General features: G+C 37.7%; 19 protein-coding genes and 1 rRNA gene. 10 read left to right on the forward strand and 10 right to left on the reverse strand.

From position 1 onward, the window contains the following. Positions 1-57 precede the first annotated feature (57 nt). Together DV427_RS03295 and DV427_RS03300 are read right to left on the reverse strand one after the other, a co-directional pair. Complete coding sequence (locus tag DV427_RS03295; RefSeq protein WP_114891288.1) at positions 58-1,344, reverse strand: heme biosynthesis protein HemY; 1,287 nt, start codon at positions 1,342-1,344, stop codon at positions 58-60. Between the two features lie 9 nt (positions 1,345-1,353). Continuing rightward, a complete protein-coding gene (locus tag DV427_RS03300; RefSeq protein ID WP_114891289.1) occupies positions 1,354-2,601 on the reverse strand; it encodes a uroporphyrinogen-III C-methyltransferase in 1,248 nt (415 codons plus the stop codon). 446 nt (positions 2,602-3,047) lie between these two features. Between DV427_RS03300 and DV427_RS03305 the strand changes: the two genes are divergently transcribed. From DV427_RS03305 to DV427_RS03315, 3 genes are all read left to right on the forward strand, one after another. Continuing rightward, the gene (locus DV427_RS03305; RefSeq protein WP_114891290.1) at positions 3,048-5,579 is read left to right on the forward strand and encodes a class I adenylate cyclase; all 2,532 of its coding nucleotides are present in this window, start codon (positions 3,048-3,050) and stop codon (positions 5,577-5,579) included. A gap of 129 nt (positions 5,580-5,708) precedes the next feature. Further along, positions 5,709-6,512 carry a serine O-acetyltransferase gene (cysE, locus tag DV427_RS03310; protein ID WP_046949318.1) on the forward strand — a complete coding sequence of 268 codons (804 nt, stop codon included), beginning with the start codon at positions 5,709-5,711 and terminating at the stop codon, positions 6,510-6,512. 8 nt (positions 6,513-6,520) lie between these two features. Further along, on the forward strand, positions 6,521-7,336 hold the full coding sequence (locus DV427_RS03315) for a shikimate 5-dehydrogenase (protein WP_114891291.1): 816 nt from the start codon (positions 6,521-6,523) through the stop codon (positions 7,334-7,336). 32 nt (positions 7,337-7,368) lie between these two features. On the opposite strand, the gene lpxH is transcribed toward DV427_RS03315, so the two are convergent. Further along, complete coding sequence (lpxH, locus tag DV427_RS03320) at positions 7,369-8,082, reverse strand: UDP-2,3-diacylglucosamine diphosphatase (protein WP_005639056.1); 714 nt, start codon at positions 8,080-8,082, stop codon at positions 7,369-7,371. An 85-nt stretch (positions 8,083-8,167) separates the two neighbouring features. Between lpxH and DV427_RS03325 the strand changes: the two genes are divergently transcribed. From DV427_RS03325 to lptD, 4 genes are all read left to right on the forward strand, one after another. Further along, positions 8,168-8,890 (forward strand): 1-acylglycerol-3-phosphate O-acyltransferase, encoded by a 723-nt coding sequence (locus DV427_RS03325; RefSeq protein ID WP_005639054.1) that lies wholly within the window; start codon positions 8,168-8,170, stop codon positions 8,888-8,890. 1 nt (position 8,891) lies between these two features. Continuing rightward, entirely contained in the window at positions 8,892-10,301 is a 1,410-nt protein-coding gene (locus DV427_RS03330; RefSeq protein ID WP_114891292.1) for a multicopper oxidase domain-containing protein, read from the forward strand. Positions 10,302-10,367: 66 nt separating this feature from the next. Beyond that, positions 10,368-10,835, forward strand: a complete 468-nt coding sequence (locus tag DV427_RS03335) for a hypothetical protein (protein WP_005635602.1) — start codon at positions 10,368-10,370, stop codon at positions 10,833-10,835. A gap of 162 nt (positions 10,836-10,997) precedes the next feature. Beyond that, positions 10,998-13,343 carry an LPS assembly protein LptD gene (gene lptD, locus DV427_RS03340; RefSeq protein ID WP_114891293.1) on the forward strand — a complete coding sequence of 782 codons (2,346 nt, stop codon included), beginning with the start codon at positions 10,998-11,000 and terminating at the stop codon, positions 13,341-13,343. An 88-nt stretch (positions 13,344-13,431) separates the two neighbouring features. Here the strand turns inward: lptD and proS are convergent, their stop codons facing one another. The 4 genes from proS to cyaY all read right to left on the reverse strand — a co-directional run bounded on the left by proS (position 13,432) and on the right by cyaY (position 19,031). Beyond that, entirely contained in the window at positions 13,432-15,150 is a 1,719-nt protein-coding gene (proS, locus tag DV427_RS03345) for a proline--tRNA ligase (protein ID WP_114891294.1), read from the reverse strand. Positions 15,151-15,250: 100 nt separating this feature from the next. Further along, on the reverse strand, positions 15,251-16,852 hold the full coding sequence (locus DV427_RS03350; protein ID WP_114891295.1) for a glycosyltransferase: 1,602 nt from the start codon (positions 16,850-16,852) through the stop codon (positions 15,251-15,253). A gap of 21 nt (positions 16,853-16,873) precedes the next feature. Continuing rightward, the gene (gene recQ, locus DV427_RS03355) at positions 16,874-18,724 is read right to left on the reverse strand and encodes a DNA helicase RecQ (RefSeq protein ID WP_114891296.1); all 1,851 of its coding nucleotides are present in this window, start codon (positions 18,722-18,724) and stop codon (positions 16,874-16,876) included. 1 nt (position 18,725) lies between these two features. Further along, complete coding sequence (gene cyaY / locus DV427_RS03360; protein ID WP_005643206.1) at positions 18,726-19,031, reverse strand: iron donor protein CyaY; 306 nt, start codon at positions 19,029-19,031, stop codon at positions 18,726-18,728. Between the two features lie 97 nt (positions 19,032-19,128). Between cyaY and lptM the strand changes: the two genes are divergently transcribed. The 3 genes from lptM (at position 19,129) to DV427_RS03375 (ending at position 21,358) form a co-directional block, all read left to right on the forward strand. Beyond that, entirely contained in the window at positions 19,129-19,245 is a 117-nt protein-coding gene (lptM, locus tag DV427_RS03365; RefSeq protein WP_005626022.1) for an LPS translocon maturation chaperone LptM, read from the forward strand. Positions 19,246-19,287: 42 nt separating this feature from the next. Next, the gene (gene lysA / locus DV427_RS03370; protein WP_114891297.1) at positions 19,288-20,535 is read left to right on the forward strand and encodes a diaminopimelate decarboxylase; all 1,248 of its coding nucleotides are present in this window, start codon (positions 19,288-19,290) and stop codon (positions 20,533-20,535) included. 196 nt (positions 20,536-20,731) lie between these two features. Then, the gene (locus DV427_RS03375; protein WP_114891298.1) at positions 20,732-21,358 is read left to right on the forward strand and encodes a response regulator; all 627 of its coding nucleotides are present in this window, start codon (positions 20,732-20,734) and stop codon (positions 21,356-21,358) included. Positions 21,359-21,422: 64 nt separating this feature from the next. Here DV427_RS03375 and DV427_RS03380 read toward each other — a convergent pair whose 3' ends face one another. The 3 genes from DV427_RS03380 to rrf form a co-directional block, all read right to left on the reverse strand. Further along, the gene (locus DV427_RS03380) at positions 21,423-21,863 is read right to left on the reverse strand and encodes a DUF2489 domain-containing protein (RefSeq protein ID WP_114891299.1); all 441 of its coding nucleotides are present in this window, start codon (positions 21,861-21,863) and stop codon (positions 21,423-21,425) included. Between the two features lie 3 nt (positions 21,864-21,866). Next, positions 21,867-22,427 carry a Der GTPase-activating protein YihI gene (gene yihI, locus DV427_RS03385; RefSeq protein ID WP_114891300.1) on the reverse strand — a complete coding sequence of 187 codons (561 nt, stop codon included), beginning with the start codon at positions 22,425-22,427 and terminating at the stop codon, positions 21,867-21,869. 176 nt (positions 22,428-22,603) lie between these two features. Continuing rightward, positions 22,604-22,719 (reverse strand): 5S ribosomal RNA (rrf, locus tag DV427_RS03390). Positions 22,720-22,823: the final 104 nt, after the last annotated feature.

Raw genomic sequence — 22,823 nt, forward strand, 5'->3', positions numbered from 1 at the left:
ATTCAAAGAAACAAAAAACGCACTTCAATTGAAGTGCGTTTTGTCTTTTAAGTTGAGTTACTCAGATTTGCTTTCTAAAAGTGCGGTTGAATTTTCTTCTATTTTTTCTTCCGCACTTTCTGGGGCGACACCCTGAATTGCCATCACTGATTTCAAACTATCTTGGCGAACTTGCTCAGCTAATGCTTTATCACCCGCTTGTTCAAATACATAAGATGCCATCATCAAATCATTTGGCTCTAACTGTTCAGGGCAAGCCATCACGTTTTTGAATACATCTGCTGCTTTAGTAAATTCATTATTACGAACATATAAATAACCCAAAGCACGATTGATACAGCATTTTTGTTTTTCATCTGCACGTTTTACACGTTTTTCGATTAACTTGAGAAGTTTACTATTATCTTCTGGTTGTAAACGTGTAATTTGAGTACAAAGTTCTTTGCTAATGCTGGTGTTATCACCAATTTTCTTCAATACTTCGACAGTAAATTCTGATGCTGACTCATGATCATTACAATCAATTAAACGCTGAATTAAACCAACTTTGAGATCAATATTATTACGACGACTACGAGACTGAGCATCCCACCATTCAAGCAAACCATCTACGCCTTCTTCATTCATTTTCTCATCGAGCAAACCGTTTTCTGTTTGAGAACGAAGATCTTTGAACTCTTCAGCACTGAATAAACCGCTATTTTCAACACCGTCTAAAATCTTATCGAGGGCTTGATAGGCTTTAGAACGAAGATAAATTTCTACCGCCAGTTTTAACACTTCTTTATTGCGACCAGCCATTTCTAGCAAGCTATCCACAGAACTGCGCGCTGCTGGCAATTTGTTTTGTTGCAATAAAATACGCGTACGGGCAATTTCCACCAGTAAATTATCCGAACCAGCTAATTCAGTGGCTTCAATCAAATAGCGATTTGCACTAAATTCATCACCACGTTGTTGTGCTGCTTCAGCCGCTTTGATGAGGTTTAACACAGGCTCAGCAGAATGTTTGGCATTCTTACCAATCAATTTTTCTGCTTTGGCGTAATCCCCTTCATTCATCTTCATCAAACCTTCAAGGGTTTGTTTTTGTGCTCTCACACGCTTACGGCTAGAAAACCAATTATAAGAACCGCGACTTAAACGTAGAAAACGTGTCACGATCCATTCCAAACCATAAATAATCGCTAAAGCAATCACGAAGAAAATCACTAATGTCGTAATCGACATTTCAACGATATTATTTGTTGTTTCAATTCGAACATAGCCTTGCTGACCAGAAAGATAAGGCCCTGCAATCAACCCTGCAAGCAATGCTAGCATTAAAAAAAGCACTCTAAACATAGGCTATCCTTATTTTTGTGGCTCAGCTTTTGCCGGTTGAGATTCTTGTTTTTCCGGTGCAGATGCTTCTGTTGCCGCACTTTCAGCTTTAGGCATAGTTTCAATGGCTTTATCCGCTTCAATTTCCACCTTTTGAACATCTAACGGCGCACGATTGAGATATTTATCAAGCAAGGTCAAACTTTGTAATTGCCCTGGCACATCGACATAAATAGAAGAATCAGCCAGCTCATCTACTGATTTTAAGAAATTTTGCGTCACTTCTGCATTCGTATCAAAATAGCTACGAACCCAAGAAGCAACCGCATCTAAAGATTGTTTATAAAGTTCATCTTGCTGGCGTGGCACGGCCATAATAGCAAGTTGTAAACGTAAACGAATGTTCTCACGCAGATAAATATCTTGGTTTGGTGCAAGCAATTCTTTTTTATCCGCACTTTGTTTTGACGAAATACGAATGAAGTGATTTAAGAAAGAAGTTGCGCTCTTTTCCACATTTTGCTGCCAATCTGCAATATCATCGGATAATTTACCGCTCTTTTCTGGCGTTTCATCAAAATTCACATTCAGTGCTTGTAACTCATCCACCGTATTGGCAAGCTGTGAAAGTTTTTGCATTACTGCATTTTGGTCTACACTTGAAAGTGAAAGAAGCTGTTTTAAATCTTGGTTGATTGCAGTACGAATCGCATTCGCTTGTGAATTGTTTACCTTAACAAGTGTTTCATCAGCCAATTTTAATAAAGAAACAGCCGTATCAACATCGTTATCTAACACAAGTTTACGCAAGGCGTTATTTAACAAGAAATCTGCTTCGGAAAATAACCAGTCACTCGGTTGTTGTGCACCAGCCAGTTGACTAACTTGTTTTACTTGAGCTTGTAGTACAGCAATTTCACCTGTTTTGCCTGAAACTAATTGCTCAAGTTGCTCGACTTTATCTTGTACGGTTTTTAAGCCTTGTTCTAATTGTGCAAGCTGTCCACTATTATCAGACACAGGGGCAGAAACAGCTACACCACTTTGGCTTTCAAGTGCGGTTAATTTTTGCTGAATTTCAGCTACTTGTTGCTGACCAAAATAATAACCAGCCCCACCCACACCTAGCGCAATGAGAATCGCCAATAAACTCAATGCTGTGCCCGTTTTTTTCACAATAGTTTGTGGAACTGGCTGCATCGTTTCAGTTTTTTCAACCACCGTTTCCGGCGTATCACCGACGTGGTCAGTGATGTCGTTAGATTGATCTTTTGCCATATCAATTCCTTAATAAGTCAGATTAAGTAAGGTATTCAATAAATTCAAATTATTGCCCTTTAGGAAAATCACAATATTTTTCCCTTAGGCTTATTTTTAAAATCTGTAATGCGTTCGCTTTGACAAGAAAAATACGGAGCGGTTCTTCCACAAACTGTAAAGAAATGTAAATCCTTACATTAGTGAAATTAAGTAATTTACGCAATGAAATTGAGGGTTATCCTATCACTCTTAGGTTAAAAAGTCATTTTGATTGTTGATATAAGAAACACCTCAGATATGAGAAATTGAATTAAAAATAAGATTTTTAGTCATTTATTTTGCTTTCTGATAATTTAAAGTCTCTGATTCTTTAAAAACTGTGATTTGCATCACAAATTTTTGCATTTATACTCCCTAAGTGGTAAATTGTTCGCCAATTTTTGTTGTTCTGGTAGGGACACCGCGTGGAATGTAATCTAGCACAAGCAAAACAATGGGTTAGTACCTTGGATCAACGCCGTTTTGAGCGTGCATTACAAGGTTCAGACGATGCATTCCAACACGTTTTAGCGGTTGTTCCTTTACTTTTACACCTAAACCACCCGCAACTTCCCGGCTATGTTATTCACGCCCCCTCAGGTATTGCAAGTTTCCTCGCATCTGATTATCAAAAAAAGTGGCTAACCAATGAATACGGTATTCACTATGCCGATCATAAGCCTTCAACACTCAAAAGTGCGGTAAATTTTCACGAGGTTTTACCACCAATTCTAGGCGTTTATTTAATGGGTAGCTTTGGCTCAATAAGTCAAACCTCTTCTTCCGATCTTGATACTTGGATTTGTGTCCGAGACGACTTAACCACTGATGAACACGATCTTCTTAGCCAAAAAACTAAACGGATTAGTGAATGGGCCATGCAATTTAATGTAGAAATTAATTTTTATTTAATGGATCAACAACGTTTCCGCAATGAACATTATGCTGACCCACTAACTATTGAAAATAGCGGCTCTGCGCAATATATGTTATTGCTTGATGAGTTCTATCGCTCCGCCGTACGCTTAGCTGGTAAACCTCTACTTTGGTTGCATTTATGGGTGGAAAATGAAAAAGACTATGAAAAAGAGGTGGCTCGTTTAATTACTGAAGGGGAAATAGATCCAAATGATTGGGTGGATTTTGGCGGTTTAGGACAATTTTCTGCAAACGAATATTTCGGTGCTAGCTTATGGCATCTTTATAAAGGGATTGATTCGCCTTATAAATCTGTGCTCAAAATTCTATTGTTGGAAGCCTATTCCAAGGAATACCCAAACACTTGCTTAATTGCCCGCACTTTTAAGCGAGATTTACTTGCAGGTAATACCAATCCAAATCACCATTTTGATCCTTACATTGCCATTCTTGCAAAAGTAACCCAATATTTAACCGCACTTTCTGAATTTAAACGTTTGGATTTTGTGCGCCATTGTTTCTATGTGAAAGCAACAGAAGATCTTGCGCGTTACCAAGCCAATAATTGGCGTATTCGTCATATGAAAATCCTTGCGCAAGAATGGGGATGGTCTGCAGAAACGGTGAAACACCTAAATAAGCGTCCATTCTGGAAAATTAAGGATGTAAAAGAAAACCACGATAACATAATGAAATTTTTAATGTTGAGCTATCGCAATTTAGTGGAATTTGCGCGAAAGCATCACATTCACTCGAGCGTCGTGCCACAAGATATCAACATTCTTTCTCGTAAACTTTATACTGCTTTTGAAGAACTTCCTGGCAAAGTGTCCTTACTCAACACACAGATATCTCACAATTTATCAGAAGCACACCTGACTTTTGTCGAAGTCCGTGGCAATAAACATTTTAAAGATGGTTGGTACCTTATCAATCAACCAACGCACCATATTATGTTCTCCAAAGAACGGGTGATTGAATATGGAGAAAGCCTAAATAAATTAGTCTCTTGGGCATATTTTAATCATCTGCTCACAGAAAAAACGGGGCTTTCTATTTTTAGCAAGAATGTGACTTTGAGCACATTGCAACGCTTTGTTGCTAACTTGCGCCAGTCGTTTCCAAGCACCATCACCAAACAACCCAAAAACAGCGATTTATTGAACCAATGCGAAATTCGTAGCTTGTTTATTGCCATAAATCTCACCACAGATCCAACATCCAAAGTAGAAGAAGTGTTAACGGGTATTTCATCGCGAGATTTATTTAGTTTTGGACCGCTCGAACAAAGCCTTGTGGGCAGTATCGATTTTACTTATCGCAATGTGTGGAATGAAATCCGAACGCTCCATTTTGAAGGGCAAAATGCCATTTTACTTGCACTAAAAGTGCTTTCTAACAAAATTTATCGTGGCGTTAATCGCCCTGACTCTATCCAAGTCTATTGTTATAGTGAACGTTATCGCCAAGATTTACGGCAATTAGTGATGGGATTAGTAAATCGATGCGTTAGCATCCAAGTTGGCGATATTCAACAACCTTGCCAAACGTCGCGCTTACGCGTAGCGGGTAAAAACTGGCAATTATTTTTTGAAGATCGCGGGATTAGCTTACAAGAAATCGGAAATGAATCTGTCTGCAATGAAGATGAAAGTGCGGTGGATTTTGACGAAGTTTTACAAATGCCAATTGAAGATAGCGAGACAAACCAAGAAAGTCGTCGCTATCCGTCAGAAATGGATGCCTTCGCAAGTGAAGGATTCCTACAATTCTTTTTTGAAGATAATTCAGATCACAGCTTCAATGTTTACATTTTAGATGAATCTAATCGTCTCGAAATCTATCGCCACTGTGATGGTGAAAAAGATGAAAAAGTGCGGGAGATTAATCAGCTTTATCAAAACGCCAAACAAGAAGGCGATAAAAATCCTTACAATATCGTTCAACGTAATTTTAACTACCCTCAATTTTATCAACTAAAAAATGGGAAAAATGGCATATCCATTGTGCCGTTTAAATTCCGCCCAATAAATAAGTAATATCCTCGTTAGAAATTATTTTTGGCCTGTTTCACTTTTGTTTTTAATAGATCTTTCCGTGCATACACAAATTCAGCTATGATTGACATATGTAAACGTATAGTCTGAAAGCAGGCAACAGGAGGAAAAATGACATTAGATGTGTGGCAACATATTCGCCAAGAAGCCAAAGAACTTGCCGAAAACGAACCTATGCTTGCCAGTTTTTTTCATTCTACGATTTTAAAACATCAAAATCTGGGCGGAGCGCTAAGTTATTTATTGGCTAACAAATTAGCCAATCCTATTATGCCCGCCATTTCTCTCCGAGAAATTATTGAGGAAGCCTATCAAGCCAATCCATCGATCATTGATTGTGCTGCTTGCGATATCCAAGCTGTTCGCCACCGAGACCCTGCTGTAGAATTATGGTCCACCCCATTGCTTTATTTAAAAGGCTTCCATGCGATTCAAAGCTATCGAATCACCCATTATTTATGGAATCAAAATCGTAAATCCCTTGCCCTTTATTTACAAAATCAAATTTCTGTGGCTTTCGATGTCGATATTCATCCAGCAGCGAAAATTGGCCACGGCATCATGTTCGACCATGCAACAGGTATTGTTGTGGGGGAAACATCTGTAATCGAAAATGATGTCTCAATTTTGCAAGGTGTAACACTTGGCGGTACGGGAAAAGAATCGGGAGATCGTCATCCCAAAGTACGCGAGGGAGTCATGATTGGGGCGGGAGCAAAAATTCTCGGCAATATTGAAGTGGGTAAATACGCCAAAATTGGGGCAAATTCTGTTGTGCTTCACCCTGTGCCGGAATATGCCACAGCAGCAGGTGTACCTGCTCGCATTGTGAGTCAAGATAAAGCGGCAAAACCTGCTTTTGATATGAACCAATATTTTATCGGCATTGATGATGGAATGAATTTAAATATATAGGAAACACCATGATCAACAAAGATACCCAACTCTGCATGTCTTTATCTGGTCGCCCAGGTAATTTTGGTACCACCTTTCACAATTATTTGTACGACAAACTAGGATTAAATTTCATTTATAAAGCCTTCACCACGCAGGATATTGAGCACGCCATCAAAGGCGTGTGCGCATTAGGCATCCGTGGTTGTGCAGTGTCAATGCCATTCAAAGAGGCTTGTATGCCATTTTTAGATGAAATTCATCCGTCAGCACAAGCCATTGAATCCGTAAACACAATCGTGAACGATAATGGCTTTTTACGTGCATATAACACTGATTACATTGCCATCGTAAAATTAATTGAAAAATATCACTTAAATAAAAATGCTAAAGTCATTGTTCATGGCAGTGGTGGTATGTCAAAAGCCGTTGTGGCGGCCTTTAAAAATTCAGGTTTTGAGAAGTTAAAAATTTACGCACGCAACGTAAAAACAGGTCAATATCTAGCCGCACTTTACGGCTATGAATACATTGATTCTTTAGAAGACCAGAAGGCTGACATTTTAGTCAATGTTACGCCAATCGGCATGAAAGGTGGCAAGGAAGAAATGGATTTAGCCTTTCCAAAAGCACTCATTGATAATGCTAGTGTCGCGTTTGATGTAGTGGCTATTCCTGCCGAAACACCCTTTATTCGTTATGCTCAAGCACAAGGAAAACAAACCATTTCTGGCGTAGAAGTGATTGTACTTCAGGCTGTAGAACAATTTGAACTTTATACACATCAACGCCCAAGCGATGAATTAATCGCTGAAGCTGCGGCGTTTGCTCGAGCCAACTCTTAACATCAAAAGTGCGGTGATTTTTCACCGCACTTCTAATCTTTAATAAAACCAAATTCTCCGCTTTCATCCATTTTTAAAATTGACGCGTAATTTTTTCTCCAATCCCCTAATACAATTCGGGTAAATCCTTCTTGTTGATGAATTGCCTCACGGTGTGTATGCCCATGAATTAATAAATTTACACCAAACTCTTGTATTTTTTCTGTCGTAAAGGCTTGATTTACATCCATGATTTCCTGTGATTTGGCTTGTTTATCTTGATTACTCTTTGCCCGAATTTTCTCCGCAATTTTCACCCGCACTTTTAATGGTAAGCACAAAAACAAACGCTGCAGCCATTTTTGATGAACTCTGCGGCGAAATTGTTGGTAAGCCTCATCATCAATGCAAAGCGTATCGCCATGACAAAGTAAGATTTTTTTATCATAAAGTGTGATTAATTGATAATCAGGTAAAAGCTGAGCTCCCGTTTCTTTTGAAAAACGTTCGCCAATCAAGAAATCACGGTTGCCATGCTGAAAATAACATTGCACACCTTGCTCGCTTACCGATTTAATTAAATCTTTAACTTGTCGAATCAATGCAGATTGCTCATCATCACCAATCCAAAAATCAAAAAGATCACCTAAAATGTAAAGCCGTTCGGCCTGTGGGGCAAGATTCTGCATAAAATCGACAAAAAGTGCGGTCAATTCAGGCCGATTTTCGCTTAGATGCAAATCAGAAATAAAATAGCTATGTTTCATAAAAATTCCACGATTTTTGTTTAGATTAGCACATATTGATATTGAATTTGCTATACTTTAACGAAATTTTGTATAGGACATCCTCATGTTAAAACTACTTCGAATTTTCCTCGTATTAATCTGCTGTATTCTAATTTGTGTACTGGGTACGATTTATTCTTTTATCCGCTTTAAAAATCCAAGCAACGTAGGCATTGTTGCACGTTGGTTTGGGCGTTTATATCCACTTTTTGGCTTAAAAGTAGAACATCGTATTCCTCAAAATCAAGAGCAGATTGGCCGCGCGATTTATATCGGTAATCACCAAAATAATTATGATATGGTGACGATCTCTTACATGGTGCAACCTCGTACAGTAAGTGTGGGTAAAAAAAGTTTAATTTGGATCCCCTTCTTCGGTATTCTGTATTGGGTAACAGGCAATATTTTCTTGGACAGAGAAAACCGCACAAAAGCACACAGTACGATGTCTCAGCTCGCACGACGAATTAATGAAGATAATTTATCTATTTGGATGTTCCCGGAAGGCACTCGCAGTCGTGGTCGCGGTTTATTACCTTTTAAAACGGGGGCATTCCATGCGGCAATTTCAGCAGGTGTGCCGATTATTCCTGTGGTTTGCTCAACCACGCATAATAAAATTAATTTAAATCGTTGGGATAATGGCAAAGTAATTTGCGAAATAATGGAGCCAATTGATGTTTCAGGCTATACCAAAGACAACGTTCGAGATCTTGCGGCTTATTGTCACGATCTAATGGAAAAACGCATTGCCGAACTTGATGAAGAGATAGCAAAAGGAAACTAAAATGCCACGCTTTTCCCGCCGTCAATTATTAAAAACAGCTGCGATTTCTACCGCACTTTCCACAGTGCCCGCACCATTGTTAGCGGCAAGCCGTGAAAAATTAGTTGTGCCGCCACTAATCGAAGTTCGTCGCGGTCGCCCGATTGTATTAACAATGCAGGAAATGAATTATCCCCTAGATGGCTCACACAATGTGACAGTATGGGGATTCAACGGTAATTATCTTGGCCCAACCATTAAAATCAAATCAGGTAGCTTTGCCAAACTTAATTATCATAACAATTTGCCACAATCTGTTGCCTTATCTATTCAAGGTTTACAAGCATCAGGTGAACTGTTTGGTGGGGCGGCTAGAATACTAAAAAAAGGCGAGTCTTGGGCACCCATCGTGCCTATTGAACAACCCGCAGCAAGCTGTTGGTACCGTTCTGCAACATTAGCCAACTCAGCCTATCAAACTTATCGTGGCTTAGCTGGAATGTGGTTGATTGAAGATGAACAAAGCCTAAAAGCTAATCTTCCCAATAAATACGGCGTTGATGACATTCCATTGATTTTACAAGACATGGAATTTAATAATGATGGTCTCCAATTATTCAAACAAAATCAACCTCACTTTGTAGGCAATCGCTTATTAGTCAATGGTATTGAAGCACCATATTTAGAGGTCGCACGGGGTTGGATTCGTTTACGTTTGCTAAATGCTTCATTAGCTCGCGCTTATGATTTACGCTTGGATAATAATCAAGAAATGCTACTTATTGCACAAGATTTAGGTTTCTTACCAAAAGCTAAATCGATCAAATCTCTGGTTCTCTCGCCAGGAGAACGCGCAGAAATACTGGTTAATATGAATGAAATTGACAACGTATCTCTCATTAGCGGAAGTAAACGTGGCTTATACGACAAAATGAAAAATATGTTGATCTCAAGTGATGAACTCGCTGATAACACCGTCCTTGAATTGCGTGCCAAGGGAGAAATGTCAGCATTTAATAAACAACCGAATCTCACTTTCGAAACGGATGCACCAGCAATATTACAACAAGCCGTTGCACAAACTAGAGAATTTAATATTGATGTCACAAACGGTTTAATTAACCAAAGACGTTTTGACCCACGCAAAGTTAATGTAATAGCCCGAAAAGGAACAATTGAACGCTGGATTTTAAATGCCAGTTTACCTGTAGGATTTACTATTCAAGGTGCCAAATTTGTGGTGGAAAGCCAAGGAGAACATCAATTCCAAGCTGAAGAATTAGCTTGGAAAGATACAGTTTGGGTAAAAAACAAAACTCAAATTTTAGTGAAATTTGATCAAGCATCTTCTGGCAACTACCCATTCTTATTTGGCGTATCGAATTTAATGCTAGAAGATATGGGATGCATTGGTGTACTGATGGTACAATAGCTTCAACTGTCCCAAAAACACCATGAATTTTAATCATTCATACTTTATTTAAAGAGGAAAATCGTAATGAAAAAATCATTAACATTAGCCGTACTTTCTTTATGCGCAGCATCATCTGTATTTGCTGCGTCCGATGTTCCACAAGAACCGCAACCAACACTTTACCTTTCAACCTATGATATGTCTGGGAAAACCCCAACTGATTTAGGTAAAAAAGATATTTCTCGTTCAGCTAAAGCACACCAACTTTGCTGGGTTGCTAATGGTAATTTTGCGAAACAAATTACTGTTACCGAAGTCTTTAAATCGCCTGAAAAAACAACCTTTGCTGTATCAGAAAATCCAAATGCCGTTAAAGTTTCTGAAGATAAAAAGACTCACACAATCACAACAACTCGTGACGCATTAAACCAAGGTAAAACAGTAGTAAATTGCTGGAAATTTGATGAAAAAGATCCTAGAGGCCAATATACAATTCAAGTTCAAGTAGGCGAGATTGTTTATGACCCGTTAACATTTAACGTGGTAAAATAAGAGAAAATAAAAACTCAGCTTTTGCTGAGTTTTTTAATTTTATGCAAGAAAAATTATAGAAAATCCAGATACATCCCATCAACAGTTTATTGAAAAATATTACTAGCCTTGACCTTTTTCCAGTATAATCTGACCAATTTTCTGACAAATTAAAACAAGACGATGAATAAAAAACACACTTTAATTTCACTTGCTATTTTGACCGCACTTTATAGCCAACAAAGTTTGGCGGATTTGCATGAACAATGTTTAATAGGCGTGCCAAAATTTAGCGGTGAAGTCGTGATGGGTGATATTAATTCTCTGCCTGTATATATTGAAGCGGATAATGCAGAAATTAATCAGCCAAATGATGCGACCTATCAAGGTAATGTAGATTTGAAACAAGGCAATCGTCATTTGTTAGCACAATCCGTGCAGGTCAAACAATCAGGAAACCAATCAACGCCTTTACGCATGGCTTATGTCCGCGATGGATTTGATTATAAAGATAATCAGATCAATATGTTAGGTAAAGATGCGGAGTTTAATTTAGATAGTCACGATGGTAATTTAACAAATTCAGAATATGAATTTGTCGGTCGTCAAGGTCGCGGTAAGGCTGATGATATAACATTAAGTAATAACTATCGCGTAATGAAAAACGCCACCTTTACTTCATGTTTACAAGGTGACAATGCTTGGGCTGTAGATGCGTCAGAAATTCGTCAATATGTGAAAGAAGAATATGCAGAAATGTGGCATGCTCGTTTCAAAGTGCATGGCGTTCCCGTCTTTTATACCCCTTACTTACAATTACCCATTGGAGATCGTCGTCGTTCTGGCTTATTGATTCCAAGTGCGGGGACATCTAGTCGAGATGGTCTTTGGTATGCACAACCAATTTATTGGAATATCGCACCTAATTACGATCTTACTTTTACCCCGAAATATATGTCTCGCCGTGGTTGGCAAGCAAATGGGGAATTTCGCTATTTAACCCCTATTGGCGAAGGTAAAGTCGCAGGAGAATATTTAGGTAAGGATCGTTACTCTGAATATTCTAGTGATAATCGAAAACGTCATTTGTTCTATTGGAATCATAATTCTAGCTTTTTGCAAAATTGGCGCTTAAATATTGATTATACCCGAGTAAGTGATAAACGTTATTTCAGTGATTTTGAGTCCGTTTATGGTCGCAGCACTGACGGCTACGCAAACCAATATGCTCGCATAGCTTATTATCAACCAAATTATAATTTTTCTCTTTCTGCACGACAGTTCCAGATTTTCGATGAAGTGGACATCGGCCCTTATCGTGCAATGCCACAATTAGATTTCAATTATTACAAACATGATTTGGCTAACGGATCGTTAAATTTCAAATTACATTCACAAGCTGTTCGTTTTGATAATAACAGTGAATTAATGCCAACTGCATGGCGTTTCCATGTAGAGCCTAGCCTAAATTCTTTAATGTCAAATAAATACGGCAGTTTGAATATTGAAACTAAACTTTATGCTACTCGCTACGATCAGAAAAAAGGTTCAGGAAAAAATGCAGAGGACGTGCAAAAAACTGTAAATCGAGTGATTCCACAATTTAAAGTTGATTTACAAAGCGTATTAGCACGCGATACAACGTACTTAAAAGACTATACACAAACTTTCGAACCGCACGTGCAGTATTTATATCGCCCTTACCGAAATCAAAGCAATATTGGTTCAAAACTTAATAATGAGTATTTAGGATTTGGTTACGATTCAGCATTAGTACAGCAAGATTACTATTCGCTATTCCGTGATCGCCGTTATAGTGGTTTAGACCGAATTTCATCGGCGAATCAAGTTACCTTGGGTGGCACAACGCGTTTTTATGATATTGGTGGCGAAGAACGCTTTAATTTATCTGCAGGTCAAATTTATTACTTAAGTAATTCTCGTATTGATGAAAACCCAGCAAATAAAACACCGACTTCATCATCAGCTTGGGCCTTGGAATCTAATTGGAAAATGAGTGATAAATGGCATTGGCGTGGTAGCTATCAATTTGATACTCATACCAATTCAACATCATTAGCAAATACATCACTAGAATATAATCCTGAAAAAAATAATTTAATTCAGTTAAATTATCGATATGCGAACCAAGAATACATTGACCAAAACTTGGGTAAATCGGCTAACGCATATCAACAAGATATCCAACAAGTAGGATTGGTTGTAGGCTGGGAAATTGCGAACAATTGGGCTGTAGTAGGACGCTATTATCAAGATCTCGCCTTACAAAAACCAGTAGAACAATATATTGGCGTCCAGTATAACAGCTGTTGTTGGGCGGTTGGTGTCGGTGCTAGACGCTATGTCACAAGCCACCAAAATCAAAAGCATAATGAGGTCGTTTACGATAATAGCATTGGCGTAACCTTAGAATTAAGAGGTTTAGGCACCAATGACCATCAAAGCGGTATTCAAGAAATGCTAGAAAAAGGGAAACTACCTTATATTCGAGCATTTAGTTTGGACTAAACATGGTTCAATATAAACGTTAAATCTACAAAAAGAGCGGCTAAAAAATAGCCGCTCTTTTGTCACAATATACAAAATAAAATACTGATTAGCAATTACCTAACTTTTCGTTTAAAACGCTGAGCAACTGATCTTTACTAATCATTTCTTTTTCACCAGTACGGCGGTTCTTATATTCAATTTCACCGTTCTCTAGGTTTTTCTCACCGATTACCACCATATGCGGTACACCGATAAGTTCCATGTCTGCAAACATCACGCCTGGGCGTTCTTTACGATCATCAAAAATCACATCTACGCCTTGTGATTGTAAAGTGCGGTAAAGTTCTTCAGCGTATTTTTGCACGGCTTCAGATTTGTGCATGTTCATTGGCACAATCACTACAGTAAATGGTGCAATTTCATCTGAAGGCCAAATAATACCGCGATCATCATGATGCTGTTCAATCGCTGATGCCACCACACGAGTTACGCCAATACCGTAGCACCCCATTGTCATCACAAGAGGTTTACCGTCTTCGCCTTGAACGGTCGCTTTCATCGCTTCAGAGTATTTTTTACCCAGTTGGAAAATATGTCCCACTTCAATACCACGTTTAATTTGAAGAGTACCTTTACCATCTGGACTTGGATCGCCTTCCACTACATTACGTAAATCAAATACTTCTGGTATTGAAACATCGCGTTCCCAGTTCACATTGAAGTAATGTTTTCCATCAATATTCGCGCCACAACTAAAATCAGACATTAACGCCACAGTGCGGTCAATAATCACTGGAATATTTAAATTCACAGGGCCTAATGACCCCACGCCAGCACCAATTTTCGCTTTGATTTCTGCTTCATCTGCAAACTCAAGAGGATCTGCCACTAATGGATGTTTTTGAGCTTTAATTTCATTTAATTCATGATCACCACGAATAATCAAGGCAATAAGCGGTTGGTTTTCATCTGCTCCTTTTACAATCAACGTTTTCACAGTTTTAGTGATTGGTTGATTAAATTGTTCTACAAGTTCATTAATAGTTTTCGCATTTGGTGTATCAACCAATGTCATTTCTGCAGTTGACGCTTGACGCTCACCGATAGCTACCGCTTCAGCAAGCTCAATATTCGCTGCAAAATCCGATTCTGTTGAGAATACAACATCATCTTCCCCGCTTGAAGCTAACACTTGGAATTCGTGAGAAGCAGAACCACCGATAGACCCCGTATCCGCTTGCACCGCACGGAAATCTAAGCCTAAACGGTTAAAAATGTTACTGTACACTTGGTACATCACATCATAGGTTTCTTGCAAACTTTCTTGTGTAGTGTGAAACGAGTAGGCATCTTTCATAATAAATTCACGTGAACGCATCACACCAAAACGAGGACGCACTTCATCACGGAATTTGGTTTGAATTTGGTATAAATTAAGTGGAAGTTGTTTATATGAAGAAACTTCTCGGCGGACTAAATCAGTAATCACTTCTTCGTGAGTTGGCCCAAGTACAAAGTTACGGTTTCCACGATCTTCAAAACGAAGAAGCTCAGGGCCATATTGCTCCCAACGACCAGACTCTTCCCACAATTCAGCAGGTTGCACCACTGGCATTAATACCTCAATTGCCCCCCCTTTGTTCATCTCTTCGCGAATAATCTTTTCTACTTTTTTCAATACGCGAATACCCGTCGGCAACCAGTTATATAAACCAGATGCCATTGGGCGAATCATACCTGCACGCAACATTAATTGGTGGCTAACAACCTGAGCATCATTTGGCGTTTCTTTAAGAGTGGAAAATAAATATTGACTTGTACGCATGGAATTAACCCTAGATTCTGAAAAAAATTGGCGAGAGTATAACAAAAAGTACGGTTGTTTTTAACCGCACTTTTAAGTTATGTAAAAAATTTTCTGCCCATTACCACAAACGCGCTTTTTCTTTACCCGCGATCAAGGATGTCCAATCATTTGATAATTGATTTTTACTTTTATCAATATAATCGAGAATTTTCTGATATATTTCTAAATGTGCCTCTTTTAATAGTTGCAAGGCTAATTTTGTGTCATCATCCAAAAGCTCATAACAATGCATCGCATAGTTATGCATCTCTGTAATAGAATTTTTTATCGACGAAGACAGCATTGGTTTTGCACCTAATAATGAAATAGTCTCCGTATAAATATCATAAAAATTCTTAAATAAACTTTCTTGGTTTTTAGAAGAAACATATCTACTAATAGAACCTTCTCTATCCCTTCTATACATATAGAAAGGATTTGGATAAATCACATAATTATTAATATGTCGAATGAGCGAGAATGTCCAAACCACATCCTCAAAAAGCCGTCCTTTAATAAAATAAAGCTTATTATCTTTGATGATTTTTCTTTTTAAAATTTTTGTATAAGCAAAACCAACAAAAATTCCTTTTTCACTTAAATACGCATATTCACTATTAAAATTACCTGCAATCTTTTTTATTGGCCGTATGTGGTTTATTGTATGATTAGGGTATACACTACTCATATAATTAATAATCAACTCAGGCTGTTGATATTCATCAATTAATGCTTCAATATCATTTAATATTTGAGTACCATTCCAATAATCATCACTATCCAAGAAAATAATATATTCACCGCGTGCAATATCAATACCACAATTCCGAGACTCTGAAAGCCCGCCATTTTGCTTGTGAATAAAGACAATATTTTTATGTTTTTTCGCATAACGGATACAGATATCCATTGAAGAATCCGTTGATCCATCATCAACTAAAATTAACTCATAATTCACAAATTCTTGCGCTAAAACAGAATCAAGGCATTGCTCTAAATATTTTTCTACATTATAAACCGGCACAATAATACTAAATAAAGGAGTATCTACTGCTTTTAGCGATTTATCTTTGATCTGTTTTCCTAAAAATGTTGAACTTTGTGCAATATTTTCCGGATTATAGAATTCCCCCCACTGCTCCGCTAACCAATAAGGTTTAATTTCATTATTTTTTTCTACTAATTGTTGGGCCACATTTTTTCTAATTAAATAGAGAGACGTCCCTTTGTTATAATGGTTCGCCTCAAAGAAAACAATAGCATGCGCCTCATCGTCTGCTTGAGCGAGTTCTTCTTCACCATCTCGCTGTAATTTAATGACGCCATAATGAAAATATTTTCTAATATAATCTTGAGTCAGTCGTTCATAATTCTCAGCTAATTCAACATTACTTTCAGAAATCAATACAAATTCATCATCTTGAATATCTGAATTTTCCACAATAGTTTTCCAACATTTTATATGAGAAAGTGTTCTTGATATTTCTTCATTAGTAATCTTTCTATGTAAACATTTAGTAGCTTTTTCTATATTAAAAAAGAAACTTAGATCAGAAATATGACTCACTTGATTTTCATCAAATGAAAAAACCGGTATAAACTCAGGGTGTTTTTCAATAAAAGATTGAGATATTTTTGATTTATCCTCTGAATAAATCACATAACGTTTTAATTTAGACATAAATTCCCTTTAGTATTTATATTAGTTATTTTTTTCCAAAATCGCCTTATGCTCTTGGATTAATCGCATAAATGGTAAACCAAATCTCTCTAATTTGATTGTTCCCACGCCATTGATTTGCAACATTTCAATATTACTTGTTGGCATATATTGTGCCATTTCTTGCAAAGTCGCATCATTAAAGACAATGTACGGCGGAATATTTTCTTTATCGGCGATTTGTTTGCGTAAGAAGCGCAGGCGTGCAAATAAATCCTTATCGTAACTTGCAACACTTTGACGTTGTGGATTATGGGCAATCTTACTGATTGCAGAAATACGAGGCATTGCCAATTCTAATGGTTCTTCGCCTTTCAAAATCACTTTCGCACTTTCGGTAAGCTGCAACGTTGGATTTAATTCACTGATGACCTGTTGCACAAAACCCAAATGAATAAGCTGACGAATGACAGACTGCCAATGCTCTTTGCTTTTATCTTTTCCGATACCATACACTGAAAGTTTATCGTGTTGGCGTTCAATAATTTTCTGATTGTGCATGCCACGCAACACTGCAATCACATAATGTGCACCGAAACATTGCCCCACTCGATAAATAGTAGACATTACTTTTTGCGCATCGACTAATCCATCATATTTTTTAGGAGGATCAAGGCAAATATCACAGTTATTGCATGGTGTTTGTCGATGCTCACCAAAATAATTGAGAAGAACTAAACGGCGACAAGTTTGGCTTTCAGCAAATTCACCGATGGCCTCCAATTTATGCTGTTCGATTTGGCGTTGAGGCGTTTCCGGTTTTTCTAACAGAATTTTTTGTAACCAAGCGTAATCCGCAGGTTCATAAAACAAAACAGCCTCAGCAGGTAAATCATCACGTCCTGCTCGCCCTGTTTCCTGATAGTAAGATTCAATGCTGCGAGGTAAATCAAAATGGGCAACAAACCGCACATTGGATTTATTAATCCCCATTCCAAAAGCAATAGTTGCGACTACCACTTGAACATTATCACGCTGAAAATCCTGTTGCACACGCTCACGCAGTGCTGTTTCCATTCCTGCATGATAAGCTGCAGCAGATATGCCTTTATTGCGTAAACTTTTCGCAATTCGCTCAACCTTATTTCTGCTGTTGCAATAAATAATTCCACTCTTGCCCTTTTGAGCCAACACAAAACGCGTCAGTTGCTCCATTGGTTTATATTTTTCTTCTAAGGTATAACGAATGTTCGGTCGATCAAAACTACCAATATATCTATGTGGATTCTCCAGATTGAGGTGAGCCAAAATATCTTGGCGAGTCGCATAATCTGCTGTCGCAGTGAGTGCCATAATCGGCGCATGAGGGAAACTAGCTTTTAAACCGCCAAGCTGGGTATATTCAGGGCGAAAATCATGCCCCCATTGAGAAATACAATGCGCTTCATCAATCGCAATAAAGCTGACTTTGCTATAAGAAATAAGTTGAAAGAAACTGTTCGTCATCACTTTTTCTGGCGACACATAAAGCAGTTTAAGTTGCCCAGAAATCAGTTTATTTTGTACTTGTTGCTGCTGTTCTAAAGTCTGACTAGAATTAAGAAAATCCGCCTCAATTCCATTAGCTTGAAGCTGATCCACTTGATCTTTCATCAAGGAAATCAGCGGAGAAATCACTAAAGTTAACCCATCAAAACAAAGTGCGGGAATTTGATAACAAAGCGATTTACCATTTCCCGTTGCCATTACCACCAAAGCATCTTGTCCGTTTAAAACGGCATTGATGACATCTTCCTGCCCTTTACGGAAAGATTGATAACCGAAAACCGATTTCAAAACAGAAAGTGCGGTTGATTTTTCTATTATTTTTGGTGATAAATGAGAATCAAGCATCTTAGAACTGCACGTTCTCGCCATGTGCAGCACAAGCTTCAACTAAACAATCCCAAAAACGTTTTCCGTCGTTAGAAACCCAGTCACCATTTTTAAAAGCAAAATGAAAACCGCCTAATTTACTCGCAATCCAAAGCTCAAGTAATGGTTCTTGCTTGTTAATCACTATTTGTGTACGATTATCAAAGGTGATGGTAAATACTGAACCTTGCGTTTCACAATCTACATCCGCACCTTGCTCTTCTAATTCTTCTTCAATTTTTTGCCAAACTTGTTCAATATTTTGGTGAAATTCTGCAATATTCATAAAATGTTCCTGTTTAAATCTGATAGAATGCGGCAAATTATAAAGCCTTTCTTAAGCTTGTGAAAGGCGGATTTACCGATAAGTAAGAGAGAGAAAAATGAAAAAACTACTATCAATTTTAGTGCTTAGTGCAATTTGCATTCTAGCAACAGGATGCGGCGTAAAAGGCCCTTTATATTTCCCAGAAAAAGAACAAGCACAACAAACCAAATAAGCGATTATCCAATTACAATCCCCCAAAAAACAGGAACACAACATGAATTTCTTCCAATATAAAAATAATAAGCTTTATGCTGAAGATATTCCGGTTCAACAACTTGCTGAACAATTCGGTACACCTCTTTATGTATATTCTCGCGCAACACTTGAACGCCATTGGCATGCTTTTGACTCAGCCTTCGGTAAGCGCCCTCACTTAATTTGCTTTGCCGTAAAATCTTGCTCGAATATCGGCGTATTAAACATCATGGCAAAACTAGGTTCAGGTTTCGATATTGTCTCGCGAGGCGAACTTGAGCGTGTACTTGCAGCAGGTGGCGATGCATCAAAAGTAGTTTTTTCGGGCGTTGCTAAATCCCGAGAAGAAATTATTCGAGCACTAGAAGTTGGAATCCGTTGCTTTAATGTGGAATCAGTTTCTGAACTCAAATACATTAACCAGATCGCAGGCAAGATGGGGAAAATAGCGCCAATATCTTTACGAGTGAATCCAGATGTTGATGCGCATACACACCCTTATATCTCAACAGGATTAAAAGAAAATAAATTTGGTGTAAGCGTAAATGAAGCTCGAGAAGTATATAAATTAGCCTCAACGCTGCCAAACATAAAAATAACAGGGATGGATTGCCACATAGGCTCACAGCTCACTGAATTACAACCATTCTTAGATGCAACAGATCGATTAATTGTCCTAATGGAACAATTAAAAGAAGATGGAATTACATTAAAACATCTCGATCTGGGCGGTGGTTTAGGGGTGACTTATACGGATGAAACACCACCTCACCCAAGCGATTACGCAAATGCATTGTTAGAAAAACTAAAAAATTATCCTGAACTTGAAATTATTCTTGAACCGGGTAGAGCAATTTCTGCAAATGCGGGAATTTTAGTGGCCAAAGTGCAATACCTAAAAAATAATGAAAGTCGTAATTTCGCAATTACCGACACAGGAATGAACGATATGATCCGCCCTGCATTGTATGAGGCTTATATGAATATCTTAGAAATTGACCGCACTTTAGCAAGAGAAAAAGCCATTTATGATGTTGTCGGGCCAGTTTGTGAAACGTCAGATTTCTTAGGCAAACAACGAGAACTTTCTATTGCTGAAGGTGATTACATAGCTCAATGCTCAGCAGGCGCCTACGGAGCAAGCATGTCATCAAACTATAACTCAAGACCCCGTACTGCAGAAGTTTTAGTAGATGGCGATCAATCCTATTTGATTCGTCGTCGAGAAACCTTACAGGAACTTTGGGCATTAGAGTCGACCATTTAATCTTTCTTATCCTAAAAGAGCGGTAAAAAATTATCCATTTTTCTACCGCTCTTTTTCTATCCATCAATCAACCTACCTCAAACAGTAAGTTTGTAAGATAAATCAAATTTTTTTCTATTCTAGATTGGCATAGAATGGAATTCTTTATAGAATATTATGTTTTTTAAAGTGGACTTTTGCCACTAAAGGGGAAATTATGCAAGAAAAACTAAAGGTTTTATTGATCGACGACCATCCGTTAATGCGTCGTGGCATTAAACAACTTATAGAATTAGATGATAACTTTGAAGTGGTGGCTGACGTAGGCAGCGGCACAGAAGGGATTTCTGTGGCATTACAAACATCACCTGATGTGATCATTCTAGATCTCAACATGAAAGGACTTTCTGGGTTAGATACGCTCAAAGGATTACGCTCAGAAGGCGTTGATGCGCGAATCTTAATTTTAACAGTGTCTGATGCAAAAAATGATATTTATACTTTGATTGATGCAGGTGCAGATGGTTACTTGCTAAAAGATACAGAACCAGATACTTTGCTAGATCAAATAAAGCGCATTGCACAAGGTGAAGTCATTCTGAGTGATTCTATTAAAAATTTATTGTTAGAACGTACTCATGAAGAAAATCCATTAGACATCCTAACGGATCGTGAAATGGGCGTACTTCGTCAAATTGCGACAGGTCTATCAAATAAACAAATTGCAGCACAACTGTTTATTTCAGAAGAAACCGTGAAAGTACATATCCGTAATTTATTACGCAAATTAAATGTACATTCTCGCGTTGCCGCAACCGTATTATTTTTTGAACAAAATCGTTAACAAAAATAATCATAAAAAATGCGCTAGGATAAACTTAGCGCATTTTTCTTTACAGTCAAAATATTTACATTAACTCAATAGATTTAATATCTTCTAATAATACATACAATTCTTTTTTAATATCTTGTTCAAATTGTACTTCTGCACTTTCCCGATCTAAATCTAGACGCATTCTTGCTCTTTTATCAAGCAATTTACGAGCATCATGTGTAGGCATATCACGCACAACTTCATATAAGTTAGCCATCGCAGGATAAGTAGATAAATTCTTACCAAAAGGCCTTAATAGCATTGTAAGACGAATTACGCCTTCAGAAAGATTACATTCTCCAGACTGCATTGCTCGCGCAATAATATCAATGCTCTCTTTTAATCGTATAACCCGATTATTCTTAGCTTTAGCAATCAATTCCTTTTGAACTTTTAACTGCTTTAATAAAAGGATTCCATATAAACTCAATCCAGTTAAAAAGAAAAGTGCAATGACAAGAAATATCCAAATCATAACTTATCTAAATTGGTTAATATCGATACGCTCGAAAGTTCGGTATAAATCATCTTCACTTTCATCTTCGTCTTCAATGCCAAGTTCTTCCATTAATTCAGAAATTCTATCTAAGCATTCATCTACAAATTGTTGATCTGCTTTACTAATAGTTTTACCTTCATCTAAAGCATCCAATAATTCATTAAGAATTTCGTTATTTTCCAGATTTTCAAGCTCTTTCATTGGATCTTGTTTTTTCACCTGTTTTATTACAGGAATTAATTGACCTTTTTCAGGTTTATTAATAAATTCAACAACCAACGGTATCTTTTTCTTACTACCAATTTTTGGATCTTTAATTTCATTTTGAAGTTTATTCGCTTTTTCTTCAACCGCACTATGACGAGATCCAGAAGCCAAACCTTTATGCTTACGTTTTTTCTTATCTTCACGAGCTTTAGCGTCCAATTCATAGCGTGTAAGCTTTTTACCAGAGCGTGCCTTTGTTATATCTATTTTTTTATCTGCTTTTCGAATTGGCATAATATCGGTAATTCGACGTGTTTTTTTCTTACGAGCCATAAGGTATCCTTCTAAAAATTTTGCGGATTGTATCACTAGTGCATATTTTTCTCACTAACAAACACAAACTTTATCTAAACTTATTTTGTTAAAGTATAAACACCTAAAAAACAAAACCCCCAGTTATTCAACTGGGGGTTCTTTTGTTTCTATTTAATTTAGATATGTATTTAGTAACCTGGCGGTGCCCTACTCTCACATGGGGATGCCCCACACTACCATCGGCATTACAGCGTTTCACTTCTGAGTTCGGTATGGTGTCAGGTGGTTCCACCGCACTATCGCCGCCAGGATAATTCTTTGATAACGTTTATTCTAACTTCTATCTATGTTCTTCATTGGCCACAAGCTGAACGTTTAGTTAATTTCTTTTTCTTTCACTCTGTTTTCCAAAAA

Origin of the sequence: Haemophilus haemolyticus (assembly GCF_003351405.1) — a bacterium.
GTDB classification, from domain to species: Bacteria; Pseudomonadota; Gammaproteobacteria; order Enterobacterales; family Pasteurellaceae; genus Haemophilus; species Haemophilus haemolyticus_N.